Source organism: Nonomuraea sp. JJY05, from assembly GCF_043496855.1.
GTDB lineage: Bacteria > Actinomycetota > Actinomycetes > Streptosporangiales > Streptosporangiaceae > Nonomuraea.
This window is the reverse complement of record NZ_JBIEIS010000044.1, coordinates 1-23,626: the sequence shown is the minus strand read 5'-3', so window position 1 is coordinate 23,626 and position 23,626 is coordinate 1. Positions and strand designations below refer to the sequence as shown.

At 71.8% G+C, this 23,626-nt stretch carries 18 protein-coding genes; 7 read left to right on the top strand and 11 right to left on the bottom strand.

The genetic code is table 11. From position 1 onward, the window contains the following. Positions 1 to 75: 75 nt before the first annotated feature. Positions 76 to 696, bottom strand: a complete 621-nt coding sequence (locus tag ACFKCF_RS47435) for an L-threonylcarbamoyladenylate synthase (RefSeq protein WP_138714148.1) — start codon at positions 694 to 696, stop codon at positions 76 to 78. Between the two features lie 179 nt (positions 697 to 875). After that, a complete protein-coding gene (locus tag ACFKCF_RS47430) occupies positions 876 to 1,070 on the bottom strand; it encodes a hypothetical protein (protein WP_394502016.1) in 195 nt (64 codons plus the stop codon). On the opposite strand from ACFKCF_RS47430, the gene ACFKCF_RS47425 reads away from it, so the two are divergent. Further along, positions 1,050 to 1,541, top strand: a complete 492-nt coding sequence (locus tag ACFKCF_RS47425) for a TetR/AcrR family transcriptional regulator (RefSeq protein WP_394502014.1) — start codon at positions 1,050 to 1,052, stop codon at positions 1,539 to 1,541. The two genes, ACFKCF_RS47430 and ACFKCF_RS47425, sit on opposite strands and share 21 nt — an antisense overlap. Positions 1,542 to 1,846: 305 nt before the next feature. Further along, the gene (locus ACFKCF_RS47420; RefSeq protein WP_394502012.1) at positions 1,847 to 2,662 is read left to right on the top strand and encodes an alpha/beta fold hydrolase; all 816 of its coding nucleotides are present in this window, start codon (positions 1,847 to 1,849) and stop codon (positions 2,660 to 2,662) included. A gap of 127 nt (positions 2,663 to 2,789) precedes the next feature. Here the strand turns inward: ACFKCF_RS47420 and ACFKCF_RS47415 are convergent, their stop codons facing one another. The 3 genes from ACFKCF_RS47415 to ACFKCF_RS47405 form a co-directional block, all read right to left on the bottom strand. Continuing rightward, positions 2,790 to 3,740, bottom strand: a complete 951-nt coding sequence (locus ACFKCF_RS47415) for a phosphotransferase family protein (RefSeq protein WP_394502010.1) — start codon at positions 3,738 to 3,740, stop codon at positions 2,790 to 2,792. 97 nt (positions 3,741 to 3,837) lie between these two features. Then, positions 3,838 to 6,132: a P-loop NTPase fold protein gene (locus ACFKCF_RS47410; RefSeq protein ID WP_394502008.1), complete on the bottom strand. Its 2,295-nt coding sequence runs from the start codon at positions 6,130 to 6,132 to the stop codon at positions 3,838 to 3,840. 392 nt (positions 6,133 to 6,524) lie between these two features. Further along, complete coding sequence (locus tag ACFKCF_RS47405) at positions 6,525 to 7,463, bottom strand: LysR family transcriptional regulator (RefSeq protein WP_394502006.1); 939 nt, start codon at positions 7,461 to 7,463, stop codon at positions 6,525 to 6,527. A gap of 115 nt (positions 7,464 to 7,578) precedes the next feature. Here ACFKCF_RS47405 and ACFKCF_RS47400 point away from each other — a divergent pair, with 115 nt between their 5' ends. Then, positions 7,579 to 8,496, top strand: a complete 918-nt coding sequence (locus ACFKCF_RS47400) for an NAD(P)H-binding protein (protein WP_394502004.1) — start codon at positions 7,579 to 7,581, stop codon at positions 8,494 to 8,496. Then, positions 8,486 to 8,851, top strand: a complete 366-nt coding sequence (locus tag ACFKCF_RS47395) for a darcynin family protein (RefSeq protein ID WP_394502003.1) — start codon at positions 8,486 to 8,488, stop codon at positions 8,849 to 8,851. The genes ACFKCF_RS47400 and ACFKCF_RS47395 overlap by 11 nt, the downstream gene beginning before the upstream one ends. 324 nt (positions 8,852 to 9,175) lie before the next feature. Here ACFKCF_RS47395 and ACFKCF_RS47390 read toward each other — a convergent pair whose 3' ends face one another. Further along, positions 9,176 to 10,048, bottom strand: a complete 873-nt coding sequence (locus tag ACFKCF_RS47390; RefSeq protein ID WP_394502001.1) for a class I SAM-dependent methyltransferase — start codon at positions 10,046 to 10,048, stop codon at positions 9,176 to 9,178. A 175-nt stretch (positions 10,049 to 10,223) separates the two neighbouring features. Then, positions 10,224 to 11,108 (bottom strand): SDR family oxidoreductase, encoded by an 885-nt coding sequence (locus ACFKCF_RS47385; protein WP_394501999.1) that lies wholly within the window; start codon positions 11,106 to 11,108, stop codon positions 10,224 to 10,226. Positions 11,109 to 11,222: 114 nt separating this feature from the next. Between ACFKCF_RS47385 and ACFKCF_RS47380 the strand changes: the two genes are divergently transcribed. After that, on the top strand, positions 11,223 to 12,158 hold the full coding sequence (locus ACFKCF_RS47380; RefSeq protein WP_394501997.1) for a LysR family transcriptional regulator: 936 nt from the start codon (positions 11,223 to 11,225) through the stop codon (positions 12,156 to 12,158). 320 nt (positions 12,159 to 12,478) lie between these two features. After that, positions 12,479 to 13,957, top strand: a complete 1,479-nt coding sequence (locus tag ACFKCF_RS47375) for an MFS transporter (RefSeq protein WP_394501995.1) — start codon at positions 12,479 to 12,481, stop codon at positions 13,955 to 13,957. 49 nt (positions 13,958 to 14,006) lie between these two features. Here ACFKCF_RS47375 and ACFKCF_RS47370 read toward each other — a convergent pair whose 3' ends face one another. After that, positions 14,007 to 15,365, bottom strand: coding sequence for an FAD-binding oxidoreductase (locus tag ACFKCF_RS47370; protein WP_394501993.1), 1,359 nt, complete (start codon positions 15,363 to 15,365; stop codon positions 14,007 to 14,009). A gap of 189 nt (positions 15,366 to 15,554) precedes the next feature. On the opposite strand from ACFKCF_RS47370, the gene ACFKCF_RS47365 reads away from it, so the two are divergent. Further along, positions 15,555 to 18,845 (top strand): BTAD domain-containing putative transcriptional regulator, encoded by a 3,291-nt coding sequence (locus ACFKCF_RS47365; RefSeq protein WP_394501991.1) that lies wholly within the window; start codon positions 15,555 to 15,557, stop codon positions 18,843 to 18,845. 55 nt (positions 18,846 to 18,900) lie between these two features. Here the strand turns inward: ACFKCF_RS47365 and rox are convergent, their stop codons facing one another. The 3 genes from rox to pip form a co-directional block, all read right to left on the bottom strand. After that, complete coding sequence (rox, locus tag ACFKCF_RS47360) at positions 18,901 to 20,325, bottom strand: rifampin monooxygenase (protein ID WP_394501989.1); 1,425 nt, start codon at positions 20,323 to 20,325, stop codon at positions 18,901 to 18,903. Between the two features lie 574 nt (positions 20,326 to 20,899). Next, positions 20,900 to 22,285, bottom strand: coding sequence for a serine/threonine-protein kinase (locus tag ACFKCF_RS47355; RefSeq protein WP_394501987.1), 1,386 nt, complete (start codon positions 22,283 to 22,285; stop codon positions 20,900 to 20,902). A gap of 106 nt (positions 22,286 to 22,391) precedes the next feature. Next, complete coding sequence (gene pip, locus ACFKCF_RS47350) at positions 22,392 to 23,345, bottom strand: prolyl aminopeptidase (RefSeq protein WP_394502141.1); 954 nt, start codon at positions 23,343 to 23,345, stop codon at positions 22,392 to 22,394. Between the last annotated feature and the right edge of the window lie 281 nt (positions 23,346 to 23,626).

Below are 23,626 nucleotides of genomic sequence, written 5' to 3'. Positions count from 1 at the left end.
GGGCGCCCTGGGAGCCGGCCCCTCAGGCATCGAACTCCGGCCTCGAGATGCGGTCGGCGAGACCACTGCCGCCGCCTATTCGAACAGGGACGTGTCTCCCGTGCCCCGGCGGAGAATCTCGGGTTCCTCCTGCGAGAAGTCGACGACGGTCGTCGGAGTGGCGCCGCATTCGCCGGAGTCGATGACCGCGTCCACCACGTGGTCGAGCCGCTCCTTGATCTCCCAGCCCTGCGTCGAAGGTTCGGTCTCGTCAGGCAGCAGGAGGGTGCTGGACACCAGCGGCTCGCCGAGCTCGGCCAGCAGCGCCTGGGTGACGACGTGATCAGGAATGCGGACGCCGACCGTCTTCTTCCGGGGATGCAGCAGCCGCCTGGGCACCTCCTTGGTCGCGGGCAGAATGAACGTGTAACCGCCCGGAGTCGCCGCCTTGACCTGGCGGAACAGCGCATTGCTCAGGTGAACGAACTGACCGAACTGGGCGAAGTCACGGCATACCAGGGTGAAGTGGTGATCACTGCCAAGGCCGCGGATCTCCCTGATCCGGTCGAGGCCCTCCTTGTTGCCCGGTCGGCATCCGAGGGCGTAGCAGGAGTCGGTGGGGTAGGCGATGAGTCCGTCCGCCCGCAGGATCTCGGCGATCTGGCTGATCAGGCGAGGCTGGGGATTGTCCGGATGAAGATCGAAGTATCTGGCCACCCTCGGATCCTAGGGTCCGGCACCATGGCATGACAGGTGACCCCTGGGCGCTACGGTCTCGCCGTCCGGCAGCGTCTTGCACCAAGACTCCTGATTCAGGTGGTTGACGTCGATGAAGAGGGCCAGCCCCCGTCCATGAGCCTGGGCCTCGCGTGCGGCGACCGGGCCGTGGAGATGCCTTATAGGTGCGTGACGCCGCCGGCGTGCTCGATGACGAAGCGGATGACGACGCGTCCTTCAGCGTGGATGTTTGATAGGAACACCTCCCAGTCGGGATATTCGTCGCTGAGCGCACCGTGCAGGTTCTTGAGGGCCTCGGCATCAAGCCCGACGTCTGGTGAAAGGACTTCTGCGTGCCCCTCGATCTGAACCACTCGTTGTTCGGCAGCAAGAACGGGCTGCTCGTCTCCCTGGTCACCGACTACCTCGCCCCGCACTACGACGGCATCGAGGAGGCCGTCCCCGCCGGGATGGACCTCATCGAGGCGGTGGAGGTCTTCGCCCGCCACTACCGCCGCCTGTGCGACGACCCCGACGCGCTGCGCCACCTGTCGTTCGAGATCAGCCTGCAGGACCTGGCCCTGCGCGACCCCGAACTGGCACCCAAACTCGCCGCCTCCGTCCGGGCACACGAACAACGCCTGACCACGCTGCTGTCCGGCAGACCCCACCACGGGAACGCACTCACACCTGGCCAGGCACAACGCCTGGCCACGGCGCTGCGCGCGCTCCTGGTCGGCCTGAGCCAGGGTGTCATCCTCGGCCTCGCCGACACCGCCCCCGCGGATTATTTCGCCGCCGCCGCTCGGGCCTTGGTCACCCCCGAGGTGCTCGGGCCGCCCTGAATTGTCTGCCCGCAGCGCAGGCAGCGGTCCGACACAGCCGTACCACCACTGCTCATCTCAAGGGCTGGGAGTAGGTGAGCTTTTCGCCACTTCCTGCCTCGACGCCTGTCATCACCGTCAGCCGCGACGATGACGGCCGGGGCGCATCCGATTGGCGTTCGCCAACGGCCTGAAGGACCTGCCCCCCGTTGAGGGGCAACCTGGTGCCGCAGGCCTTGTTCGCCGCCCATGATCGGCATGTCGTCGAGGGCGCCGGTCGTAAGGTCCCCCGGGAAGCCGAGCGCGACTTACTACCATGGGTAGGCATGAAGTTGACGGAGCGATTCGAGTGGCGTGGGAGGCAGATCGCCTGGGGGCGCGCGGGTGCCGGTCCGGCGGTGGTGTTCTGTCATGGCACGCCGTTCTCGTCGGTGTTGTGGCAGCCGTTCGCGGAGGCGTTGAGCCGCGACTTCACCGTCTACCTGTGGGACATGCCCGGATATGGCCGTTCGTCCAAGCAGGCCGAGCATCCCGTGGATTTCGGGGCGCAGGCCGATGCGTTCGCGGCGTTGCTCACGCACTGGGGGTTGGAACGGCCGCACGTGATCGCGCACGACTTCGGCGGTGCGGTGTCCCTGCGTACGCACCTGATCCTGGGCGTCGACTACGCCTCGCTCATGCTCGTCGACGTCGTGGCCATCCCGCCCAGCGGCTCGCCCTTCTTCACGTTCGTTCAGGACCATCCTGACGTCCTGGCACAGCTACCGGCCTACATCCACACCGCCATCGTGCGGGCCTACATCCAGGGCGCGAGCCATCGCGGCCTGCGCGACGACGATCTTGACACCCTGGTGCAGCCGTGGACGGGGGAGGACGGCCAGCCCGCCTTCTACCGCCAGATCGCTCACTACGACGAACGTTTCCTGGAAGAGAACGAGGAAGCGCTAGGCCGCATCAGCATCCCGGTTCGGATCCTGTGGGGCTCCAGCGACGCGTGGATCCCCACCGATATCGCCCGGCGGCTGCAGAGCCTGATCCCCGCCGCGGAGCTCTCGCTGATCGACGCCGCCGGTCACCTGGTCCACCTCGACGCCCCCGTCCCGCTCATGGACGAGATCCGCGCCTGGCTCACCGCCGGCTGAGGCGCTGCACGCAGGCGTGTTCGGGGTGCTGTTGCGGCGGACAGCCAGCGCGCGCGGCAGCGCCGAGGACGACGATCTTGGCCCGGGACATCCCTGCGGAGTCGGTGCGACTTCGACACCCCACCTGTCAGCTGCCGGTGAGAAGTGGGGCGAAGTAGCCGCCGTCTCCCTCGGCGAAGGCGGCGAGCATCGCAGTGGCGTTGGCCCGGTCGCTTTCGTCGGGGTCGTCTGCCGCCAGCTCGTGCTCCAGCACCCACATCTCGAGCATGATGGAGTAGCCGACAAGCACATCGGCGCCGCCCGCCGCCTCCAGCGCCGATGCGGCAATGCGGCGGACCGTGGGCTGCAGCGGCGCGCGTTCGCGGGGATCTCCCGGTCCGTAGGCCATCTTGACGACTTCGTTCAGGTCGATCGCGATGGGGGCGACGACGGCGAATTCGAAGTCGAGCAGCGCGATGACACCGCCGTCGTGCCAGAGAGTGTTCGGCGTGCAGAAGTCGCCGTGGTTCAGCGCCCTGGGCGCCTCGGGCAGCACGGCCCAGAACCGGTCGAGCCCCCGGCTGAGCCCCTTGGCCTGGGAGTCGGACAGCCCACCGGACGACACCAGCCGGTCGAGAGCGGCCGTCGCCTCCTCACGACCCGGCGGGAAGAACGGCGATCGCGGCCGGGCGTGCTCCACGGCGGCGGCCACGTCGACGCCATGGACATGACGGGCTCGTTCCCACATTTGCTCAATCGCGCGGGACCGGGCCGCGTCGTCAAGCGACGGCCAGACCTCTTCCAGGTTATCTCCGGCCACCCGCCGCGACAGCACCCACTCGTGACCTTGCCGGACGCCCGCGGCGACGACAGGAGGACAACCGACTTCCGCGGGAAGCAGCTTCAACAGCCGCTCCTCGCGGAGCAAGTCGGCGGCTCCCGGCCTCTTCGCCACCCGCACGACGAACTCATCGGTCAGCCACGTGGCATTGGTCCAGCCCCGCCCGCGTTCGGCGTCGGCGAGATCCACGCCGTGTTCGCGCAGCACCGCCTCGGCCACGTACTGGGGAACAGAGGCGCTGATGTTGCCAGGCGTCACGGCGGCACGCTACCAGGGCCCCCGATCGGCGATCGAATCACGATCCCTTCGGCGGTGGCGGCCGGCTTCGGTCCCGACGCCTACCCGCCGGGCCGGATCAGGTTGCTTGAGCGGACTGATGACCAGCCACCCAGCGATCCCGTTGTTGGACGCTTGCTTCAGTGGGGTGGGGTGGGGTGAGCGGTGGCAGAGGATCGAGCTTCCAAGCCGACCTGACCTCCGAAAGGGTGGACCGGCTCAGCCCGTCGGCCGTACCGATCTCGTGCTGTGCGCGCGCCAACGCGGGAAAGGAGCCAGGGTGGCCGGGGCGCGAGGCCCTCTTGGTGAGCTCCTCGGACAGCGCCGCCGAGAAGATCGCCAGCACGGTGTCGAGGTAGTAGGCGCGGTTCGCGAGCGTGGCGCCCAGCCGTTCGCCGTCCGGAACCGAGACGGCGTGCTCGGTGATCCGATCGCCCAGCGCGCGCAGCCCTCCCTGCTCCGTGACCTGCTCCACGCGGAAGAACTGCAGGAGTTCCTCGGGTGCCGCTGTGCCGTTGCCCGCGCTGTTGGCGATGCGCGCGAGTTCGCGTTTCACGAGTGCCGCAGTGATCTCGGCCAGTTCGCGCGATCCGTTCGGGGGGATCAGCGCGACCGCCGCCCTGGCGGTGCGGAGCAGTTCGCGTGGCATGCCGCCGGACAGGCAGTAGAACAGTGCCGCGAACGGCTCCGGGAGCCCGATTACCCTGGTGTTCAGGAGTCTCACCGCGGTCCGGTAGTCGAGTGGCTCGACTCTGATGACCTCGTCGATGGCGCTGTCGAAGGCGTCGCGGCGTCCCGTGGCGGCCAGGTCGGCCTCCTTCAGGGCCTCGTCGGAGACCGACAGCACGAACAGGCAATGGGGTACGTCGAAGACGACCTTCAGTTCGTTGAGGAAGTCACGGGCGCTGGTGGCGGGGATGATCCGATCGAGTTCGTCGATGGCGATCACCAGGCGCCGGCGGGGTTCGGCGGCATCGAGTTCTTTCGCCACCACGGCCAGGAAGTCGCTGAGCGTGCGCACGATCTCCGGATAGGAGAGAGGCTGGCGGGTCCGGCTGGTGCCGCGGGTGACCGACAAACCCCATCCGCCCCAATCTCCGCCCGCGTTCACCTCTCTGGAGGTGGTACGCAGGTAGCGGAGGTGCTCCAGATGGGCCCTGCCCTCGGGAGCGGCCTTGAGGTCGGCGACCATCACCCGCTCGCAGAGCATGGCGAACAGGTGCAGCATGAACTCGCGGCGGTCGTAGCTGACGGGCGCGCTCACCTCGACGGCCAATCTGGTGCCCTCGCCGCCGGCGCAGAAGGATCTGAGCAGCTCCGTCTTGCCCACTCCGCGGGGTCCGGCCAGCGCGATGCTGCCGCCGTCCATCCCGCCGCTGATCATCTCCAGCTGCTCTTCAGCAGGTGTGGCGACGTGCCAGTCGAGGCCGCGGACGCGGCGCAAGCCGGGGGCCGGGCCGAGTTGGAGCGTGGTGGCGTATCTGCGGGCCGATTGCTCGCTCAGCTCGTCGCTGATCCTGGCGCGCAGGAACCCCAGCAGGCTTTCGTGCAGAGAGTCGTGCCATTGGCCCCGCAACTGATCGACATGGACGCCGAGCGAGGCTCTGGCGGCGCGGCTGTTGTACCAGACGATGAAGGTAACGCCGGCCAGCAGCAGGACGAAGTTCGTCCCGACGAAGAGCGGCACCTCCCACCCGTAGGAGCGTTCCCCCGGTGCGGGTAACCGCTCGTGGGCGTAGATCCAGGTGATGGCCCCGGCGTTGAAGCTGAGAAAGATCGAGGATGTCAGCACCGCGAACGCCGCCGACCCGAGGATGCTCACGGCACGCCGGGCGGCGCGAGCGCGCGGATCCTTCGCCCGAAGGCGTGGCGAGAACACGTAGAACAACAACCAGATCATTCCACCCCAGAACGCGCTTGTGACCAGGTAGAGCGCGGCTGAGGACGCGCCGGAGGCCAAGATGCCGCCGAGAGAGACGGCGCGGCGTTCGGTGAGCGCGCTTCGCAGCTCCGACTCCCAGCCGCTCGCTCCGGCCGCGGCCACGAAGACCAGCGTCATCAGGCACCCGGACATCAGTGCGGCGACCGTCCACCGCCGGTGCGTCCGGTTCTGAGCCCGTTGTGCGGCGGCGGCTCGGTGGTACTGCTCCTCGGCGCCGCGTGCCTGGCTCATGATGGGGACGCGGTAGGCCATGGCCGCGGTACGCAGCTCTCCGGCCGAAGGCGCGGCGGTATCCGCCAGGCTCGCCCGCACTTCCGCCTCTCCCAGCGCGCGGGTCAGGAGGTCGGCGAAGAGCTCACCATGCTGTTCGTCGGTCACCACTGGCTGCCCTCGGCTCTCCATCCGGGCGCGGCTCTCGCGCGTGTTCTCCATGAGGAAAGGACCTCCGTCGGCGCCCGGGCATCCTCTGATCGGATCTGCGGGTGGTTGCTCTGGACGGCCAGCCCCGCTCGAGAAGCACCGCGTACCACCCCGACCTTGGATTTGAGCTGCACCGGCGCCACCTCATCCCGCGAAGCACGTCAATGCTCCCATCGCAAGCCCCCCGAGCGCTGTTACCTCTCAGCGGCATCCCCTCCCAGCCGAGACGATCACTGCCGCAACAGATCGGCCTCGTACGGCGTCGGCTGCGCGGGCACCCGGACTCGCCGAGCATCCAGGGCAGCCTCGTCGTACAACTCGGAGCCCGGGCGGGGCCGGCCGCCGCCCGATCGGCGCGGGAAAGCCGCTGCCGCTGCTTCACCGCCCAGGACCCGCGCCGTGGGCTATTCCTCCCGGGCCGGACGGAGGAGCCGGCGCACGGCGCCACGCAGCCACTGGTGGGCCCCGTCGGCGGTGTGGCGCGGGTGCCAGGCCATGCCGATCGTCAGTGGTGGCATCGGCAGCGGGATTTCCAGCAGGCGTAGTCCCAGCGCGTGCGCCGCGTCGCTGAGCGGTGAAGGGGGCTCGCCAGGCAGCGCGGTCGGCACCAGGCAGACCACGTCGCCGACTGCGGCCAGCGCCATCGCCGCCAGATGTCCGGGCAGGACGGCGCTGACCCGCCGGCTGAGCCCTTGCTCGGCCAAGGCCGCGTCCAGCGGGCCGATGAAGCGTCCGCGGCGACTGACCGCCACGTGCTCGGCCGCGGCCAGCCTGGCGGGCGTCAGGGTTCCTTCGGCGAGCGGGTGCCCGGCCCTGACGCCGGCCGCCATCCGCAGCGTGACCAGCTCTTCGACCCGGGTCTCCGGGTCGACGTGGCCGATGGCCCCGATCTCCAGATCGATCCGGCCCTCGCGCAGCGCGGGGCCCGCCTCCCACTCCTCGGCCAGCACCCGCAGCGAGACGCCCGGCGCCCGGCGCCGGGCCAGCCCGAGCAGACCCGGCGCCAGCGCCACGCCGACCAGGTCGGAGGCCTGGACGGTGAAGGTGCGCCGCAGCGCGGCGGGGTCGACCCTGCCGCTCGGGGTGAGCAATGCCTCCAGCCGGCGCACCACCGCGGCGGCCTCGTCCCGCAGCGCCTCGGCGCGGGGCGTAGGCACCATCGCCTGTCCGGCCCGCACCAGTAGCGGATCCTGGAGCACCCGGCGCAGCCGGGCCAGGGTACGGCTCATCGCCGCGGGGGAGGTGCGCAGCCGCGCGGCGGCACGGGTGACGCTCTGCTCGGTCAGCAGGGCGTCGAGGGCGACGGCGAGGTTGGCGTCGAGGTTCGGGGCTGGGCTGCTCACCGGCATCATTCCGTTTCGGGCAATGATTGGATGCTGAAGTTCCCATTGTGGCAATGCGGTTCGGGTCTGCACGATCAAGGGGTCGTACCGATCCGATAAAGACCGCGAGGTTTTCATGATCGTCATTACCGCCCCCACCGGGAACATCGGCCGGCGGCTGCTGTCGCTGCTGGTCGAGGCCGCGCCCGCACGCGGAGAGGAGTTGCGCGTCGTGGTCCGCGATCCTGCCCGGCTTCCCGAGGCCGTGCGCGGACGGGTCGAGGTGGTCACCGGCTCGCACGGCGACGCCGCGACCGTCGAGCGCGCCTTCACCGGGGCCGACGCCGTTTTCTGGCTGGTGCCGCCGGACGCCTCGGCCACGCCCGACGAGGCGTTCAGCGGCTTCACCCGCCCGGCCGCGCGGGCGTTCGCCGCCCACGGCGTCGGCCATGTCGTCGGCGTCTCGGCGCTCGGCCGCGGCACCCCGCAGGCCGCGCGGGCCGGGCTGGTCACCGCCTCCCTGGCCATGGACGACCTGATCGCCGGCTCCGGCGTCGCCTACCGCGCCCTGGCCAGCCCGTCCTTCTTCGAGAACCTGCTGGAGGAGGCCGACTCGATCCGCGAGAACGGCGTCTTCACCGACACCGTCGCCGCGGACCGTCCGGCCCCGCTGGTGGCCGTCGCCGACATCGCCGCGACGGCGGCCGGGCTGCTGCTGGACCGCTCCTGGACCGGCGTCGGCAGCGTTCCGGTGCTCGGCCCGCAGGACCTGTCGCCCGACGACCTGGCCCGCATCATGACCGAGGTACTGGGCCGTCCGGTCCGCTACCGGCGCCAGCCGCTCGCCGAGCTGCGGTCCACCCTGCTCGGCTACGGCCTCAACGAGGCGTTCGTCGAGGGCCTCGTCGACATGAAGCGCGCCAAGGACCAGGGCCTGGACGCGGGCGTCGACCGCGCGCCGCAGGCGGGCCCGGCCACCGGATTCGCGCAGTGGTGCGCGCAGACTCTCAAGCCCGCCGTCCTCGCCACACCGGAGGCAGTCGATGTCCACTGACCGAACCGAGCCGCCGGTCACCGCGTTCATGCTGGTCAAGACCACGCCCGAGTGGCTCGCGATGACCGTGGCCGAACGCGTCCAGGCCTTCACCACCCAAGTCGTACCGGTGATCGAGGCCCGCACCCGCGGCGTCCGTTCCCGCTTCTACGACACGGAGTTCTACTCGGCGCGGGTCACCGACATCTGGGTCTGGGAGGCGGACGACCACGACGCCTACCGGCTGCTGATCGACGCGCTGCGCGAAACTCCCTTCTGGGACCGCTACTTCGACGTTGTGGACCTGCTCGTGGGCATGGAGAACGGCTACGCCCGCACCTACGACCTGGAGCCGGTTGCCACCCTCGCCACCTGACGCTCCTCCCTCACCGGCCGGTGCCACCGCCGGCACCGGCCGGCAGTACGTGCGGTCCTCGGAGCAGAGTCCAGGCGAGGCGGACCCGCGCGGGCGTGGCGCCGTGGCGCGGGCGACCGTGTGGACGCGCGCGTCCTGCTCCTGCGCCGCGGCAGCCTCGCGCTGGAGGCCGGACAGAGCGAAGGCAGGGGACGAAGGCCGCCGTGCCGACGAGAGCGGGTTGGTGGACCTCTGCCGGGAGCAGGGCATCGCGGTCAGCCGCATCGCGCCGTAGCCGACGCGATTGGCCTCGGAACTGGGTATGGGGCGGCCGTGGAGAACTGGCTAGCGCTGAAAGTGCCAGAACAGCATTGACGGCGTCCCGGCGATGGCCGCGTGCGCCGCCTCGGGCGCCAGGTCCCACAGGGCCCACGGCCACACGTCCCACGGATGCAGGACGTCGGTCCGTTCGCGCGGCTCACCTGGCGGGTGCAGTGGCTCCTCGCAGCGCCGCAGCTGCAGCCCCGCTGCCAGCGCGGCTCGTACGTAGTCCCCGACCAGGTGGCGATAGGTGGCCACCCTCCCCGGCCGCCCGTCCGGCAGCCGTACGGGCGGGACCACCCCCCGCGCCACGCCCTCGGGATGGATGTCGGCGAGCACCACATGCCCGCCGGGCCGCAACACCCGGGCGAACTCGGCCAGCACCGGGTCGAGCACGGGCACATGCGTCAACGCCAGCGAGCAGACCACCACGTCGACGGACTCGGCAGGGACCGGCAGGGAAGACAGCTCGCCCAGCCGGAACTCCGCCTGCGGCACCCGCTGACGCGCCCGCTCCAGCATGTCGGGCGAGCTGTCCACGCCGCGCACCCGATGGCCGCGACCGGCCAGGTAAGCCGCCATCCTGCCGGTGCCGCACGCCGCGTCCAGCGCGTCTCCGGCCGGCAGCGCGTCGACGATCTCCCTGATGAAGGGCTCGTCGAGGTCGAACGCGGTGTTGTGCCCGTCGTAGGTCTGCGACCAGATCCGGTAACCCTCCACGGTGTCCACGGAAACCACCTCGACGGCAGCGCCGGCCAGGGAGTCGTCATCGAGGAACTTGCGGATCTCGGCCAGGCGCGCCTCGACGAACGCGCGGTCGTGCCCGCCGGTGTGGGCCCGCATCAGGGCGATGCCCTCCAGGCCGAGCACGTACGCCAGAGGATGCTCGTAGATCACCGCGCCACGCTAACGACGAACACCGCGCGGGAGCCACCGAATTTCGCCGGAACCGCCCCCATCCTGGCGACTGGTCATGCTGACTCTGGGTACGGCGATGGCCGTGGGCGTCGGCGGGGGAGACGGTCCGGCGCGGCCTGCGGCTGCCCGGGGGTCACCGAGCGGAGCTGCGGGCTCAGCCCTCGAAGTAGTGTCCCGCGTTCAGATCGGCGATGAGCCCGGGGCGGCTGGGACGCCAGTCCAGCAGCTTCCGGGTCAGGGCGGAGGAGGCCGGCATGTCCAGCGTGACGAAGGAGGCCAGCCAGCCGAAGTGCTCGCCCGCCTCCCGCGCGGTGATCGCGGTCACCGGCACGCCGATCCGGCGCCCGATGACGCCGGCGACGTCGCGTACCGGCACGCCCTCCTCGGCGACGGCGTGCAGCCGCGCGCCCGCGGGAGCCTCCTCCAGGGCCAGCCGGTACAGGCGGGCGGCGTCCAGCCGGTGCACGCTCGACCAGCGGTGGTCGCCGTCGCCCACGTACGCGGATACGCCCTTCGCGTGGGCGACGCCGATCGCGGTCGCGACGAACCCCGGGTCGCCCTCCCCATGCACCAGCGGCAGCCGCAACACCGAGACCCGCACCCCGCGCTCCACGAACGACAGCGCCACCTGCTCGGCGGCCCCCCGGGGCGAATGCGTCCCCGGCTCGTCCGCCTCGGTGCCGACGCGGCCGGGCGGGAGCAGGCCGGTGCCCGAGGTGATCACGAACGGCCGGCCGGACCCCGCCAGCGCCTCGCCGAGCGCCGCGATGGCCCGCCGGTCGGTCTGGTTGGCGGCCTCGAAGTTCGCGAAGTCGTGCACGAAGGCCAGGTGAATGATGCCGTCCGCGGCGGCGGCTCCGTCGCGCAGGCCGGCGAGGTCGTCGAGCGAGCCGGGGTGGGGCTCGGCTCCCGCGGCCCTCAACGCGGCGGCTGCCTCGTCCGTACGGGCCAGACCGACCACCTGGTGCCCGGCCTCGACGAGCTCACGAACGACGGCGGAACCCACGAAACCCGTGGCACCGGTGACGAAAACACGCATGATGATCTCCTTCTTCAGCGGTGTTCCCATCGTCGGAGCCGGTGCCGTACGGCGTCCAAAGCCTGTTCCTCAACGGGCAATACGTTTCAGGCATCACCGCAGTAGGCTGCGGGCATGCCCGACTCGCCCGACCTCGATCTGCGGCTCGTGCGCTACTTCGCGGCCGTCGCCGAGCACCGGCACTTCGGCCGCGCCGCCGAGGCCCTGCACATCACCCAGCCGTCGCTGAGCCGGCAGATCCGCGGCCTCGAGCGGCAACTGGGCGCCCGCCTGCTCGACCGTACCCCGCAGGGCACGCGGCTCACCGAGGCGGGCGAGGTCTTCCTGCCCCGCGCCAAGACGCTGCTGCGCTCGGCCGCCCAGGCGGCGGCGCAGACCCGCGCCGCCGCTCGGCCCAGCCGGATCACGATCGGGTACACGACGGGCCTCATCGTCACGCCGGCCGTGCGCGAGCTGCGCCGCCTGCACCCGGACGCCGACGTACGCACCTCACACGTGGCCTGGAACGAGCCGCGCCCCGCCCTGCTCGACTACCGTGTGGACGCGGTGGTGACCCGGCTGCCGTTCGCGACCGACGGGCTCGACGTGACGATCCTGTACGACGAGCCGCGCATGCTGCTGCTCTCGCGCGACCACCGCCTGGCGGGCAGGGCGTCCGTGACGCTGGACGACATCGCCGACGAGCCGCTGCCCCGGCTGGCCGACCCGGACCCGGCCTGGGAGGCGTACTGGCGCATCGATCCCAGGCCCGACGGCCGCCCGGCCCCCGGCGGCCCGATCATCGCCGGCATCGAGGACAAGTTCGAGCTGATCGCCGCCGGGGAGGCGGTGGCCATCGCGGCCGGCCCGATCTTCGTCAACCTCCGCCCGGACCTCACCTCGATTCCCCTGGAGGGCGTCGAGCCGAGTCACGTCGTGCTGGCGACCCGGACCGGCGACCGCAACCGCCTGGTGCCGGCGTTCCGCAAGTCCGCCAGGGCGCTGCTCACCAGTTCGCGGGCGGGCCCGGGAAACCTAACAAGCGGCGCGGGCCGGACTCCGACCGCCTGATCGTGCCCGCGCACTCGAGCAGGACCTCGTGGTGGCAGCGCTACGGCCCGCCAGTGCCAGGGCATCCGCTGGTGGTGCGCCTGACCATGGCATGAGGGGCGCCTGCGACCACGGCAGGCGCCCAGCCGTGGGGTCCTGGTGACACGCGCGTGCGTGTAGACCGGTCCGGAAAGTTCCAAGACCCTCTCCCTTCCGGAAGGCCCGGCGCGAAGGCAGCCCGCTGGCTCCCGGGAAGGTGTCCTTGAACTCTTGGACGACGGAATACGCGGTCCGACAGACGGTCTTGACCTCAAGAGTGCTTGAGGTTTGATCCTTGATCCATGACGACTTCAACGATCAAAGCCGGAAGACGTGAGTGGACCGGCTTGGCCGTATTGGCGCTGCCCGCGCTGCTCGCGTCCTTGGAACTCACGGTCACGAACCTGGCGGTGCCCGCCATCGGGAAGGATCTTGGGGCGAGCAGCACGCAGCTACTGTGGATCGTCGACATTTACGCCTTCCTGCTTTCCGGCTCGCTCATCACTATGGGGGCGTGGGGCGATCGGATCGGCCGCCGCCGGTTGCTGCTGATCGGAGCGGCCGCGTACGGTCTGGTCTCGGTGATGGCTGCGTACGCGCCCGACGCGGGGAGCCTGATCGTGGCCAGGGCGTTGATGGGGATGGCAGGGGCGACGCTGATGCCGTCCACGCTCTCGCTGGCCACGTCCATGTTCACCGACGCCAGGCAGCGGGCGGTGGCCATCGGGGTCATCGTGGCCAGCGTCTCGGGCGGCACGGCGATCGGGCCGCTGGTGGGCGGCTGGCTGCTGGACCGCTTTTGGTGGGGCTCGGCGTTCCTGCCGGCCGTACCGGTGATGGTCGTGCTGCTGGCGCTGGGGCCGTGGCTGCTGCCCGAGCACCGCGACGTGGGCGCCGGGCGGCTCGACCTGGTCAGCGCGCTGCTGTCGTTGGCGGCGGTGCTGCCGGTCGTCTACGGGCTCAAGCAGCTCGCGGCCGACGGCCTGACGGCGCCGTCCGTCGCGGCGATCGTGGTGGGGGCGGCGTTGGCCTGGGTGTTCATAGGCAGGCAGCGCAGACTGGCCGATCCCTTCGTCGACCTGAGGCTGTTCAGCGACCGGACGTTCAGCGTCGCGGCGGCCACTCTGGCGCTCGGCATTTTCGTGTTGTGGGGCTCGAACTACGCGATCGCTCAGTACCTCCAGCTCGTGCACGGCATGTCGCCGCTGGAAGCGGGCCTGTGGACGGCCCCGCCCGCAGTGGGCGTCATCGTCGGCTCGACGCTGGCTCCCCGGGTGGCCCGCCTGGTGCGCCCGCCGCTGGTGATCGGGGTCGGCCTGGGCGTGTCCGCCGTGGGGTACGTGGTGCTCACGCAGACCGGCGGGCTGTCCGTACTGATCACCGGGGCCGTCGTGGTCTCGGCCGGGCTGGGGCCGATGATGGCGCTGGCCACGGACATGGTCGTGGGCTCGGCGCCCGCGGAGCGAGCCGGAGCGGCTGCGGCCATCTCCTCGACCGCGCCCCAGCTCGGCGGCGCACTCGGCATCGCGCTGCTCGGCAGCGTGATCACCGCGACCTACCGGGCGGAGCTGTCCACCGCAGCCGTTCCTGACGACGGCGCCCGCGACAGCCTCAGCGCTGCGGTGGCGCTGGCGCCCGGCCTGCCCACGGAATCCGCGGCGGAACTGCTCGGCGCCGCCCGCGCCGCGTTCATCGACGGGTTCCACGTGGCGGCGTGCGTCAGCGCCGTGCTCATGGCCGCGATCGCTCTGCTGGTTGTGACCCTGCTCAGGAGGCGCTGACCCCATCGACGAGCGCAGCGCGTTCTGGACGCGGAGCAGGAGGGCGGCGTCAGCCCTGGACGGGGAAGTTGCTGCGGAAGACGCCGTGCGGGTCGCGACGGCGCTTGACGTCGCGCAGCCGCGCCAGCACGTCGCCAGGGAACGCCGCCGCGGCCTTCTCCCCGTGGCCGAGCAGCGTGTACGGCTTGCGGCCGCTCGTGTGAGGGACCATGGCCTTGGAGATCGCGACCTGCCGCTCCTTGACGGCGGCGGCGAGCTGCGGCGTGTCGGCGGCCCCCAGCATGCTCAGCGCGTACGGCTCGGCGAGGTGCCCGCAGGCGCCGCCGTCCGGGACGGGACGGCTCAGCGCCCCGCCGAGGTGCCGCACCTGTACGGCGGTCAGCGGGGCGACGGACCCGTCCGCCGCCGTGTCGAGCAGCGCGGCGGCGCAGGCGTCGTCGAGGTCGGTGACGAGCTCCGCGCGCAGCAGACCGGCCTTGGGCTCGGTCGGCTCGGCGGCGATGGCGCCCAGCGCGTGCGCCGGCAGCGGGCCGCGGGTGTCGAGGAGCGGAGCCCCGGCCCGGCCGAGCGGGGCGAGCAGGGCCCGGCCCGCCGCCTCCGCACCGAGGTAGGCGGCGTGCACCGCCACCGCCGACAGCCCGCGCAACGGTTCGGGCAGCTCGGGCAGCGGCGGGAAGCGCATGAGCGTGAACCACAGGGTGAGCTCCTCGGGAGCCGTCGCCGTGATCTCACGGAAGGCCGCCAGGACCTGCTCCGCGCGGGCGACGGGCCAGATGACGGCCCCGCCGTACAGGTGCGGAGCGGGGACCAGCCCGATCTCCATGGCCGTCACCAGCGCGAAGTCCCCGCCCCCGCCGCGCAGCGCCCAGAACAGCTCCGGGTCGGACCCGGCGGTGACCCTCGCTCGGGCGCCGTCGGCGTCGACCACCTCGAAGGCGCGTACGCCGTTGGCCGCCAGGCCGTAGGAGCGGCCGAACCAGCTGATCCCGCCGCCGAGGGTGTACCCGGCTACGCTCACCAACGGGGAGCTGCCGGCCGGGCCGGTGAGGCCGTGTTCGGCCGCCGCGGCCAGCAGCTCGCCCCACTGGACGCCGGCTTCGACGCGTGCCACCCGCTCGCCCGGCCGGATGTCCACGCCGCGCATCCGGCCGGTCCGTACGAGGATCTGGCCGTCGAGCCCGTCACCGGCGCCGTGACCGCCGGGCTGGACGGCCACGCCCAGCCCGGCCAACTTGGCGTAGCTGACCACGGCCGCCGCGTCGGCCGCGTCCTCGACCCGTACCACCGCGCTCACCTTCTGCTCGACGGCCCGGTTCCAGGGCAGCCGGGCCGCGTCGAAGCCGTCGTCGCCCGGCATCAGCACCTGACCGCGTACCGCGCGCCGAAGACCCGTCTCGTGAGATGTCACAGTTCCTCCTGTTGTCGTCGCCGCTCCACGATGCGGCGCGACACTTGGGGAGGAGCTGTCCGCGACTTGTCGCGGGCTTGTCCCATCCCGCGCAGGCGGCCTGCTTCATTCCGGACAGACGGTTCGTTTCCTCTCGGCCGGACCTCCCCTTACCCTGGTGCGCCGGATGAACGTGAGCGATGAGGAGCCATGGACTTTCGCCTGCTCGGCCCGCTGGAAGTCCTCGACGCGCAAGGGCGGCCCGTCGAGCTCGGCACGCGCAAACAGCGTGCGGTGCTCGCGATGCTGGCGCTCGAACCGGGCCGGATCGTGTCGCTCGACCGGCTGATCGACGAGCTGTGGTCGGGCGAGCCGCCGTCCAGCGCCATGGGGTCGCTCCAGGTCTACATCGCCAAGCTGCGCAAGGCGCTGGAGCCTGACCGGCCGCCCCGCACGCCGGCGGCCGTCCTCGTGACCCGCGAGCCCGGCTACCTGCTGTCCGTCCCGCCGGGACAGGTGGACCTCATCCGGTTCAGCACGTGGGCCGAGGACGGCAGCCGGGCGCTCGGCCTCGGTGAGCACGCCATGGCGCTGCGCCATCTCGACCGGGCCCTGGCCACCTGGCGCGGCGAGCCGCTCGCCGAGTTCGCCGGGTACGGGTTCGCCCAGCCGGTCGCGGCGCGCCTGGGCGAGCTGCGCGCCACGGCGATGGAGGACCGGTTCGAGGCGCGGCTCGCGCTCGGCGAGGACGCGGCGTGCGTCCCAGACCTGGAGCGTCTGGTGGAGGCGCAGCCGTTCCGGGAACGGCTGTGGCGGCTTCTGGTGCTCGCCCTCTACCGTGCCGGACGCCAGGCTGACGCGCTCGCGGCGCTGCGCAGGGTCCGGGCCCTGCTCGCCGACGAGCTCGGCCTCGAACCCGGCGAGGCGCTGCGCGCGCTGGAGCAGGCGGTGTTCGCCCAGTCTCCCGAGCTGGCCGCGGCCGTGCCCGGACCGGCCCGCGTGGAGGTGCGAGAGCCGGCCGTCTCGCCGCCGCAGGCGACGGACGGCCTCATCGCCCGGGAGGAGATGCTGCGCCTCATCGCTGAGCGCCTCGCGGGGACCCGGCGCGGCCGGGGCGGTGTCCTGCTGGTCACGGGGGAGGCGGGGATCGGCAAGACCCGCCTCGCCCAGGCCGCCGCCGACGAGGCCGAGGCCCGGGGGCTGGCCACCGCGTGGGGGCGCTGCGCCGAGGACACCGGCGCGCCCGCGTTCTGGCCGTGGCTGCAGGTGCTGGGCTCGTTCGGCCGGGACACGGCCGGCGCGCTGCGCCTGCTGAGCGGCGAGGCGCGGACGGCCGGCGGCGACCCCGACACGGCGCTGTTCGGGCTGCACGAGCGGGTCCTGGAGGAGCTGACCGCGTCCGGCGAGCCCCGGCTGGTCGTGCTGGACGACCTGCACTGGGCCGACGCCTCCTCGCTGCGGCTGCTCTCCTTCCTGGCCGCCCACCTGCACCGTGCCCCCGTCCTGATCCTGGCGACGCTGCGGCCCGAGCCGGGAGGCGATCCCGAGCAGCTGCGTGACACCCTCGGCCGGCTGGTGCGGGAGCCCGGCACCGAGCGCCTGGCGCCGGCGCCCTTCACCCGGGAGGAGGTCTCGGCCTATCTCTCCCGGCGCGACCTCACCGACCCCGCGCTGGCCGCCGTGCTGCACGACAGGACCGGCGGCAACCCGTTCTTCCTGAACGAGCTGCTTCGCCTGCTGGACAGCGAACACCGGCTGGACGCCGCGTCCCTGGGCGTCCCGGCCGGGGTGCGCGAGGTGATCGGACGCCGGGTCGCGCGCCTGCCCGAGCCGACCCAGGACCTGCTGCGCCGCGCCGCCGTCCTCGGCCGCGACGTGGGCTTCGACGTGCTGGTGGCGGTGGGCGCCCTGCCGCCCGAGGAGGTCATGTCGCTGCTCGAACCGGCCGTGGCGAGCGGGCTGCTGATGGAGCTGCCCGACGGTTTCGACTACCGCTTCTCCCATCCCCTGGTCAGGGACGCCCTGTACGCCGAGCTGGGCCGGCTGGGCAGGACCCGGCTGCACCTGCGGGCCGGTGAGGCGCTGGAGTCGTTCCCCGGCGTGGAGGCGTCCGTGCTGGCCCACCACTTCGGCGCGGCCTCCCGGGTGGGAGGGGCGGCCAAGGCGGTCGGCTACGCGGTCAGGGCCGCGCGCCGCTCGGCCGACCAGCACGCCTACGACGAGGCGGTCGGCTTCTGGCGCAGGGCGCTCGACGTGCTGGACGTGGCCGACGTGCGCCGCCGCCATGAGCTGCTCATCGGGCTCGGGCGGGCGTTGCGGGCCGTGGGCGACGTGGAGGGGGCGCGGACGGCGCTGGACGAGGCCGTCCGGATCGCCGCCGACCTCGGTGACAGGGCGGCGCTGGTCTCGGCGATCGTCGTCTTCGGCGAGGTCGCGGTGTGGAACTGGCGCGCCTACGGGGAGTCCGACGAGCGCATGGCGGCCCTGCTGGAGGATCTCCTCGCTGAGCCGCTCGACGACCGTGACCGCGCCGCCCTGCTCGGCACGCTCGGCGTCGAGCTGTACTACACGGGCACGCGGCGGAGCGAGGGCGAGCGGCTGGCCGCCGAGGCCGTCGCAGTCGCCCGCCGGGTCGCGGATCCCGCCCTGCTGACGCGCGTGCTGAACAATTACGTGATCGCCGCCTGGGTGCCCGAGCGGGAGCGCGAGCGCAGGAGGGCCACTGAGGAGATGCTGGCCATGCCCGGCCTGCCGGCGGGGGCGGAGGTCGTGGCGCGCGTGTTCCGCATGGCGCATCTGCTGAGGGACGGTGAGCTGGCGGAGTGGGAGCGGGACCTCGCGCGCTGCGAGCGCCTGCTGGGTGAGGTACGCCGCCCCGAGCAGGAGGCGATGGTGCGCATCGCCGCGGCCGCCGGCCGTACCCTCCAGGGCCGGTGGGAGGAGGCCGAACGGCTCGCCGGGGAGTTCACCGCGCTGCTGGACGGCTCCAGCATGTGGGCGCCCGACTTCCCAGGCCTGATCACCCTGTTCACCTGCCGCTGGGCGCGGGGAAGGACGGGCGAGCTGCTCGGCGAGCTGGTGGCGAGGGCCGAGCATCCCGGCATGGTGCCGCTGCGGCCCGTGGCGGTGCTGGCCGCGCTCGACGCGGGCGACCGCGCTCTGGCGCGTGAACTGGTCGCCCGCTGGGGCACCGAAATCCGCCATGACTGGTCCACGGAGTTCCTGACCGTCGTGTGGGGGTACGTGGCTGCCCGGCTCGGCGTCCCCGAGCCGGCGGACCTGTACGCCAGGCTCGCGCCGTACTCGGGGCGGCTGGTCGTCAGCGGCATGGGTGCGGCGGGCTGGGGCTCCATGCACCTGGTCCTGGCCGAGCTGGCCAGGACCATGGGGGAGGTGGAGCAGGCGCGCGTCCACGCCCGGCAGGCGCACGAGACGCACCTGCGCCACGGGCTGGACCACTGGGCCGGTCAGAGCGCGCGGCTCCTTGCCGACCTGGGCTGACGTCGCCCGCAGAGAATATCCGCGGGCGACGTGGATGACCACTGCTCAGGCGAGATCAGTGGGCGGGCTTGCCGAACCAGCGGGAGAGGTGGTCGTCCAGGTCCTGCTGATCTTCGCCGATCCAGGCGACGTGGCCGTCGGGGCGTAGCAGGACGGACGGAACGTCCAGTGCCGCGGTGGGATCCGCGAGGTAGTCGACCCGGTCTGACCAGCCGCCGACGGTCAGGCGTTCGGTGCGGTCCAGCAGCAGGCCGCGGCCGCGATGCAGCAGATCGTAGAGGTGGCCCTGTTTCACGTCGAGGTCGCGCAGTCGGCGGCCGAGCAGGTCGGGGCCTTGGCCGAAGTCGTAGCGGATGCCGATCGCGGTGATCTTCTCGATCAGATGGCGGTTCACCTCGTCGAAGTCCATCAGTTCGGTGAGCAGCCTGCGCACGGCCTGCGGGCCCGGTTCGCTGGACAGCAGTTCCGTCTGGGCGCGGGTGTTGTCCAGCACGTCCTCGGCGACCGGATGACGTTCGGCCTGGTAGGTGTCCAGCAGTGTTTCCGGCGCCCAGCCGCGGATCTGTGCGGCCAGTTTCCAGCCGAGGTTGAACGCGTCCTGAACGCCCAGGTTGAGGCCCTGCCCGCCGATGGGTGGATGGATGTGCGCGGCATCGCCGGCCAGCAGCACCCGCCCGACCCGATAACGTTCGGCCAGCCGGGTGGCATCCCCGAAGCGGGACAACCAGCGCGGGGAGTGCACGCCGAAATCGGTTCCGGCGACGGTGCGCAACTGTTGTTGGAAATCCTCGAGGGTGGGCGGTTCCGCGCGGTCGCTGACTCCCGCGGCGGGGACCACGACGCTGTAGATCCCTCTGCCGAAGGGCCGGAGCCAGAATGGCCGGTGGGTCTCGCCGAGCTCGGTCATCTTGGCGGCGATCTCCTCCTGCGGCACACCCACTTCCATCTCGCCCATCAGCGTGTCATTCCGTGAGGGCTCGCCGGGGAAGCCGACGCCGAGCCGTTTGCGCACCGTGCTGCGCCCGCCGTCACAGCCGACGAGGTAGCGCGAACGCAGCTGTTCCCCGTTGGCCAGCTCGACGGTCACGCCCTCGTCGTCCTGCTCGAAACCGGCGACCGCGCAACCGCGCCGGACCTGCGCACCGAGTTCGATCGCATGTTCTTCGAGCAGACGTTCGATGACCGGCTGCGGGATGCCCAGCAGATAGGCGTACGCGGAATCCAGGCCCTTGGGGACGGGTTTGGGGATGGCGGCGAAGAAACCGGCGGCCGGACGCTGTCTTCCATGCCGGCGAATGCGATCCAGCAGCCCGCGCATCGCCATCAGCTCGAGGCTGCGAATATGCAGACCGACTATGCGGACGAACGACACGGGCTCGGTTTCCTTCTCCAGAACGAGTACCCGTACGTCGTGCAGCCGCAGTTCGGCGGCCAGCATCGAACCGGTCGGCCCGCACCCGGCAATGATCACGTCGAACATGAGGGGCGCGCGACCGGCGCCGGAGGCCGGCGACCGGAGAGCTCCGGGGACGTCGCCCACCGTGGAGTCACGCTCGACCCTGTCGTTCGACGGCGGCTCGGCGGTGACCTGCGGAGAGTGCATAGGTGTTGCCTTTCGGGAGTGCCTTGTTTGGGGAGGCGCTCCCGGCGACACCTACGTCAATCGCCTGGCCGTGACGGGAAGGGGGAGCACCCACATCGATACAGCGTTCATGGGTCTCACCTCCTCGGGCGGTGTCACGATCACCTGCAAGCTACAAGCCCGAGCGTCATCCCGTCCAATCCTTTTCCGGCCACGTGATCACGACTCCCGGCGGGCTCGTGCGGCTGCAGCGCGAATCCGGCGTGGTGGCCCGGCTGGCCCCGGTCGCGGCCGACGGTCTGATCCTGGCCGCCCACGAGGCGGGCCCCCACCCGGTAAGGCGCCGACGCCGACGCCGGCGGCCGTGGCGCCCTGAGCGTCGTGCGCGATCCACAAAGGCTGATCGTGCCAGTCGGTGAGTGACCACGCCATGGCCAACCGCGAAGCTCCGAGCCGGGCGTCTCACCTCGCGTCAGTGACGCCCCTTGGCCTTGCCTTCGCCGGGGTGCCCGGCGCTGTGACCGGGCGGGAGGTGGCCGTCGGCGGTGGTCGCCTTCTTGGCCTGGCCCGGCGGCAACGAGGCTTCGGACGAGGACGCCGCGGGTGCGCCGTCGTGCTCGGCCTTCGCGACGCGGCGCCGTATCGAGACCTGCCGAGCTTGCAACGCTCCGGGGTGGGATGCCGTCGCCACCGGGGTGGTGGGTTCGGGCGCCGGTGTCGTCGCGGGCGTGGACCGGAGCCGGTCGCCGGGTTGCTGTGCGCCCGTGGGTGGCCCGGGTGAGGCGTCCGGCCAGAAGCCGGCGGCCAGCGCGCCGATCGTGAGCGCGGCCGCTACGGCCACGTGCCGTACCTGCGCGCGCCGCTCCTGGCCGGCCGGGCGGGCGCGCCGGGACCGGCCGCGGCCCACGTCAGGCAGGGCGCGACCGCTCGCCGCGGGCAAGCCGGGGGAGGAGGACGGCAGAGTAGGCGCACCGGCTGCCGGTACGGCGGCGGGCATGAGATCCCCGGTTTGTGGCAGGCCGTCAGGGGGCGGGGCGGAGATCTGCTCTAGATGCCGGCGGGCGGTGCCGATGCTCATGCGGCACTCCGGGTCTTTTTGCAGCAGGCCCGTGAGAAGGGGAGCCAGCGGTCCGGCGCGCTCGAACGGGGGTGGTTCCGCGGTCAGCACGGCGCTGACCGTGGCCAGCGCGCCACCTTGTTCGAAAGGCGAGTGCCCCTCCACTGCCGCGTACAGTGTCACGCCCAGCGACCACAGGTCGGTCTGCGGTGTCGGCGGGCCGCCGCGCGCGCGTTCGGGGGCGATGTAGGCGGGCGTGCCGACCACGAGGCCCGCCCCGGTGTGATCCACCGGCTGCTCCAGGCTGGTGGCCAGGCCGAAGTCGGTGAGGACGGCGTGGCTCTGGCCGGCGTCCAGCAGGATGTTGGCGGGTTTGACGTCGCGGTGCACGATCCCGGCCGCGTGCGCGGCCCGCAGGGCGTCCAGCACCTGCAGGCCGATCCGGGCGACCACGGCGGGCGGCAGCGGCCCGCTCCCGGCGAGAACGTCGGCCAGGGTGGGGGCCGAAACGAGCTGGAGCACGATCCACGGCCGCTCGTCGGCTTCCACCACGTCGTAGACGGTGGCGATGTGCGGGTGGGACAGCCGGGCGGCCAGACGGGCCTCGCTCATGGTGCGGCCGAGCAGCGCTTCACGTTCGGACGGCGGCCGCTCGTCGAGGGTGACCTCCTTGACGGCGACCGGGCGGTCCAGCAACTCGTCGTGGCCGCGCCAGACCCGGCCCATGCCACCGCGCCCCAGTTCGACCTGGAGCCGGTAGCGCCCGGCCAGCAACCAGCCCTCATATCGCGAAACCGACATGGCGCCTGCCGTACCCGATCAAAGGACGCTCATGCAACCGTCCCCCGATGAGCTGGTGTCGAAGACCCCGCGGAGCCCGGAGCGGCAAGGAGCCGTCGACGGACCGTCAACGCCGGCGGAAGCGGTCGGTGGCGTCGATCAGGCGGTGCCGGGTGCCGGGTTCGGAACCGCCGTGGCCCGCGTCCTCGACGAGGTGGAACTCGGCCTCGGGCCAGGCCTGGTGCAGATCCCATGCCTGGTCGGGCGGCGTCTTCATGTCGTAGCGGCCGTTGACGATCACGGTGGGGATGTGCCGGATGCGGTCGACGCCCGCCAGGAGGCCCTCTTCGGGGAGGAAACCGCCGTTGCTGATGTAGTGGTGGGTGATGCGGGCGAAAAGGAGGATGGCGCCGTCGTCGAGCTCCGGCGGGTCGACAGGCAGCAGGGTGTTGGCCGAGAACTCCCAGTCCATCCAGGCACGGGCCGCCGGGAGATGGACGGCAGGGTCGGGGTCGCCGATGCGGCGGCCGTACGCGGCGACCAGGTCGTATCGTTCGGCGGCGGGGATCGCGTCGCGGAACGCGGCCCACTCGGCGGGAAAGAGGCGGGCCGCGCCGGTGGAGGTGAACGTCCAGTCCTCGTCGGAGGGCCGGACGAGGTAGATGCCGCGGAGCACGAGTTCGGCGACACGGTCGGGGTGGGCCTGGGCGTACGACAGAGCGAGGGTGCTGCCCCAGCTTCCGCCGAAGACCAGCCAGCGGTCGACGGACAGGTGCTCGCGGAGCCGCTCCATGTCAGCGACCAGGTGCGAGGTGGTGTTGTGCTGCAGCGACACCCCCGGGTCCGCGGCGCTCGGCCGGCTGGCGCCGCAGTTGCGCTGGTCGAACAGCACGATCCGATACGCGGCCGGGTCGAAGAACCGGCGGAAGCCGGGCAGGATGCCGCCGCCGGGTCCGCCGTGCAGGAAGACCGCGGGCTTGCCGGCCGGGTTTCCGCAGGTCTCCCAGTAGATCTCGTTGCCGTCTCCGACGTCGAGCAGGCCGGAGTCGTACGGTTCGATCGGCGGATAGAACTCCTTCAGTGCCATGTGATCAAGTAGACCACCCGAACCTGGGCGATCGAGCACCACGCCGACCGGGGCGGCCAGGAGCACCGGGTGACGCCCGCGCGCTGTCGATGACCCTGCACCTGGCCGCTGTCACCGCCGCGCCCCCAGGCGGGGGCGACAGGTTCGCGGTTACCAGGGGATGACGCCGTCGTCCTCGAAGAACGAACCGGTCGGGCCGCCGTCGGGAAGCGTGGCGAGCCGGATCGCGATGGCTGCGCCCTGCTCGGGGGTGCGGGGTCCGTGGAAGCCGGTGA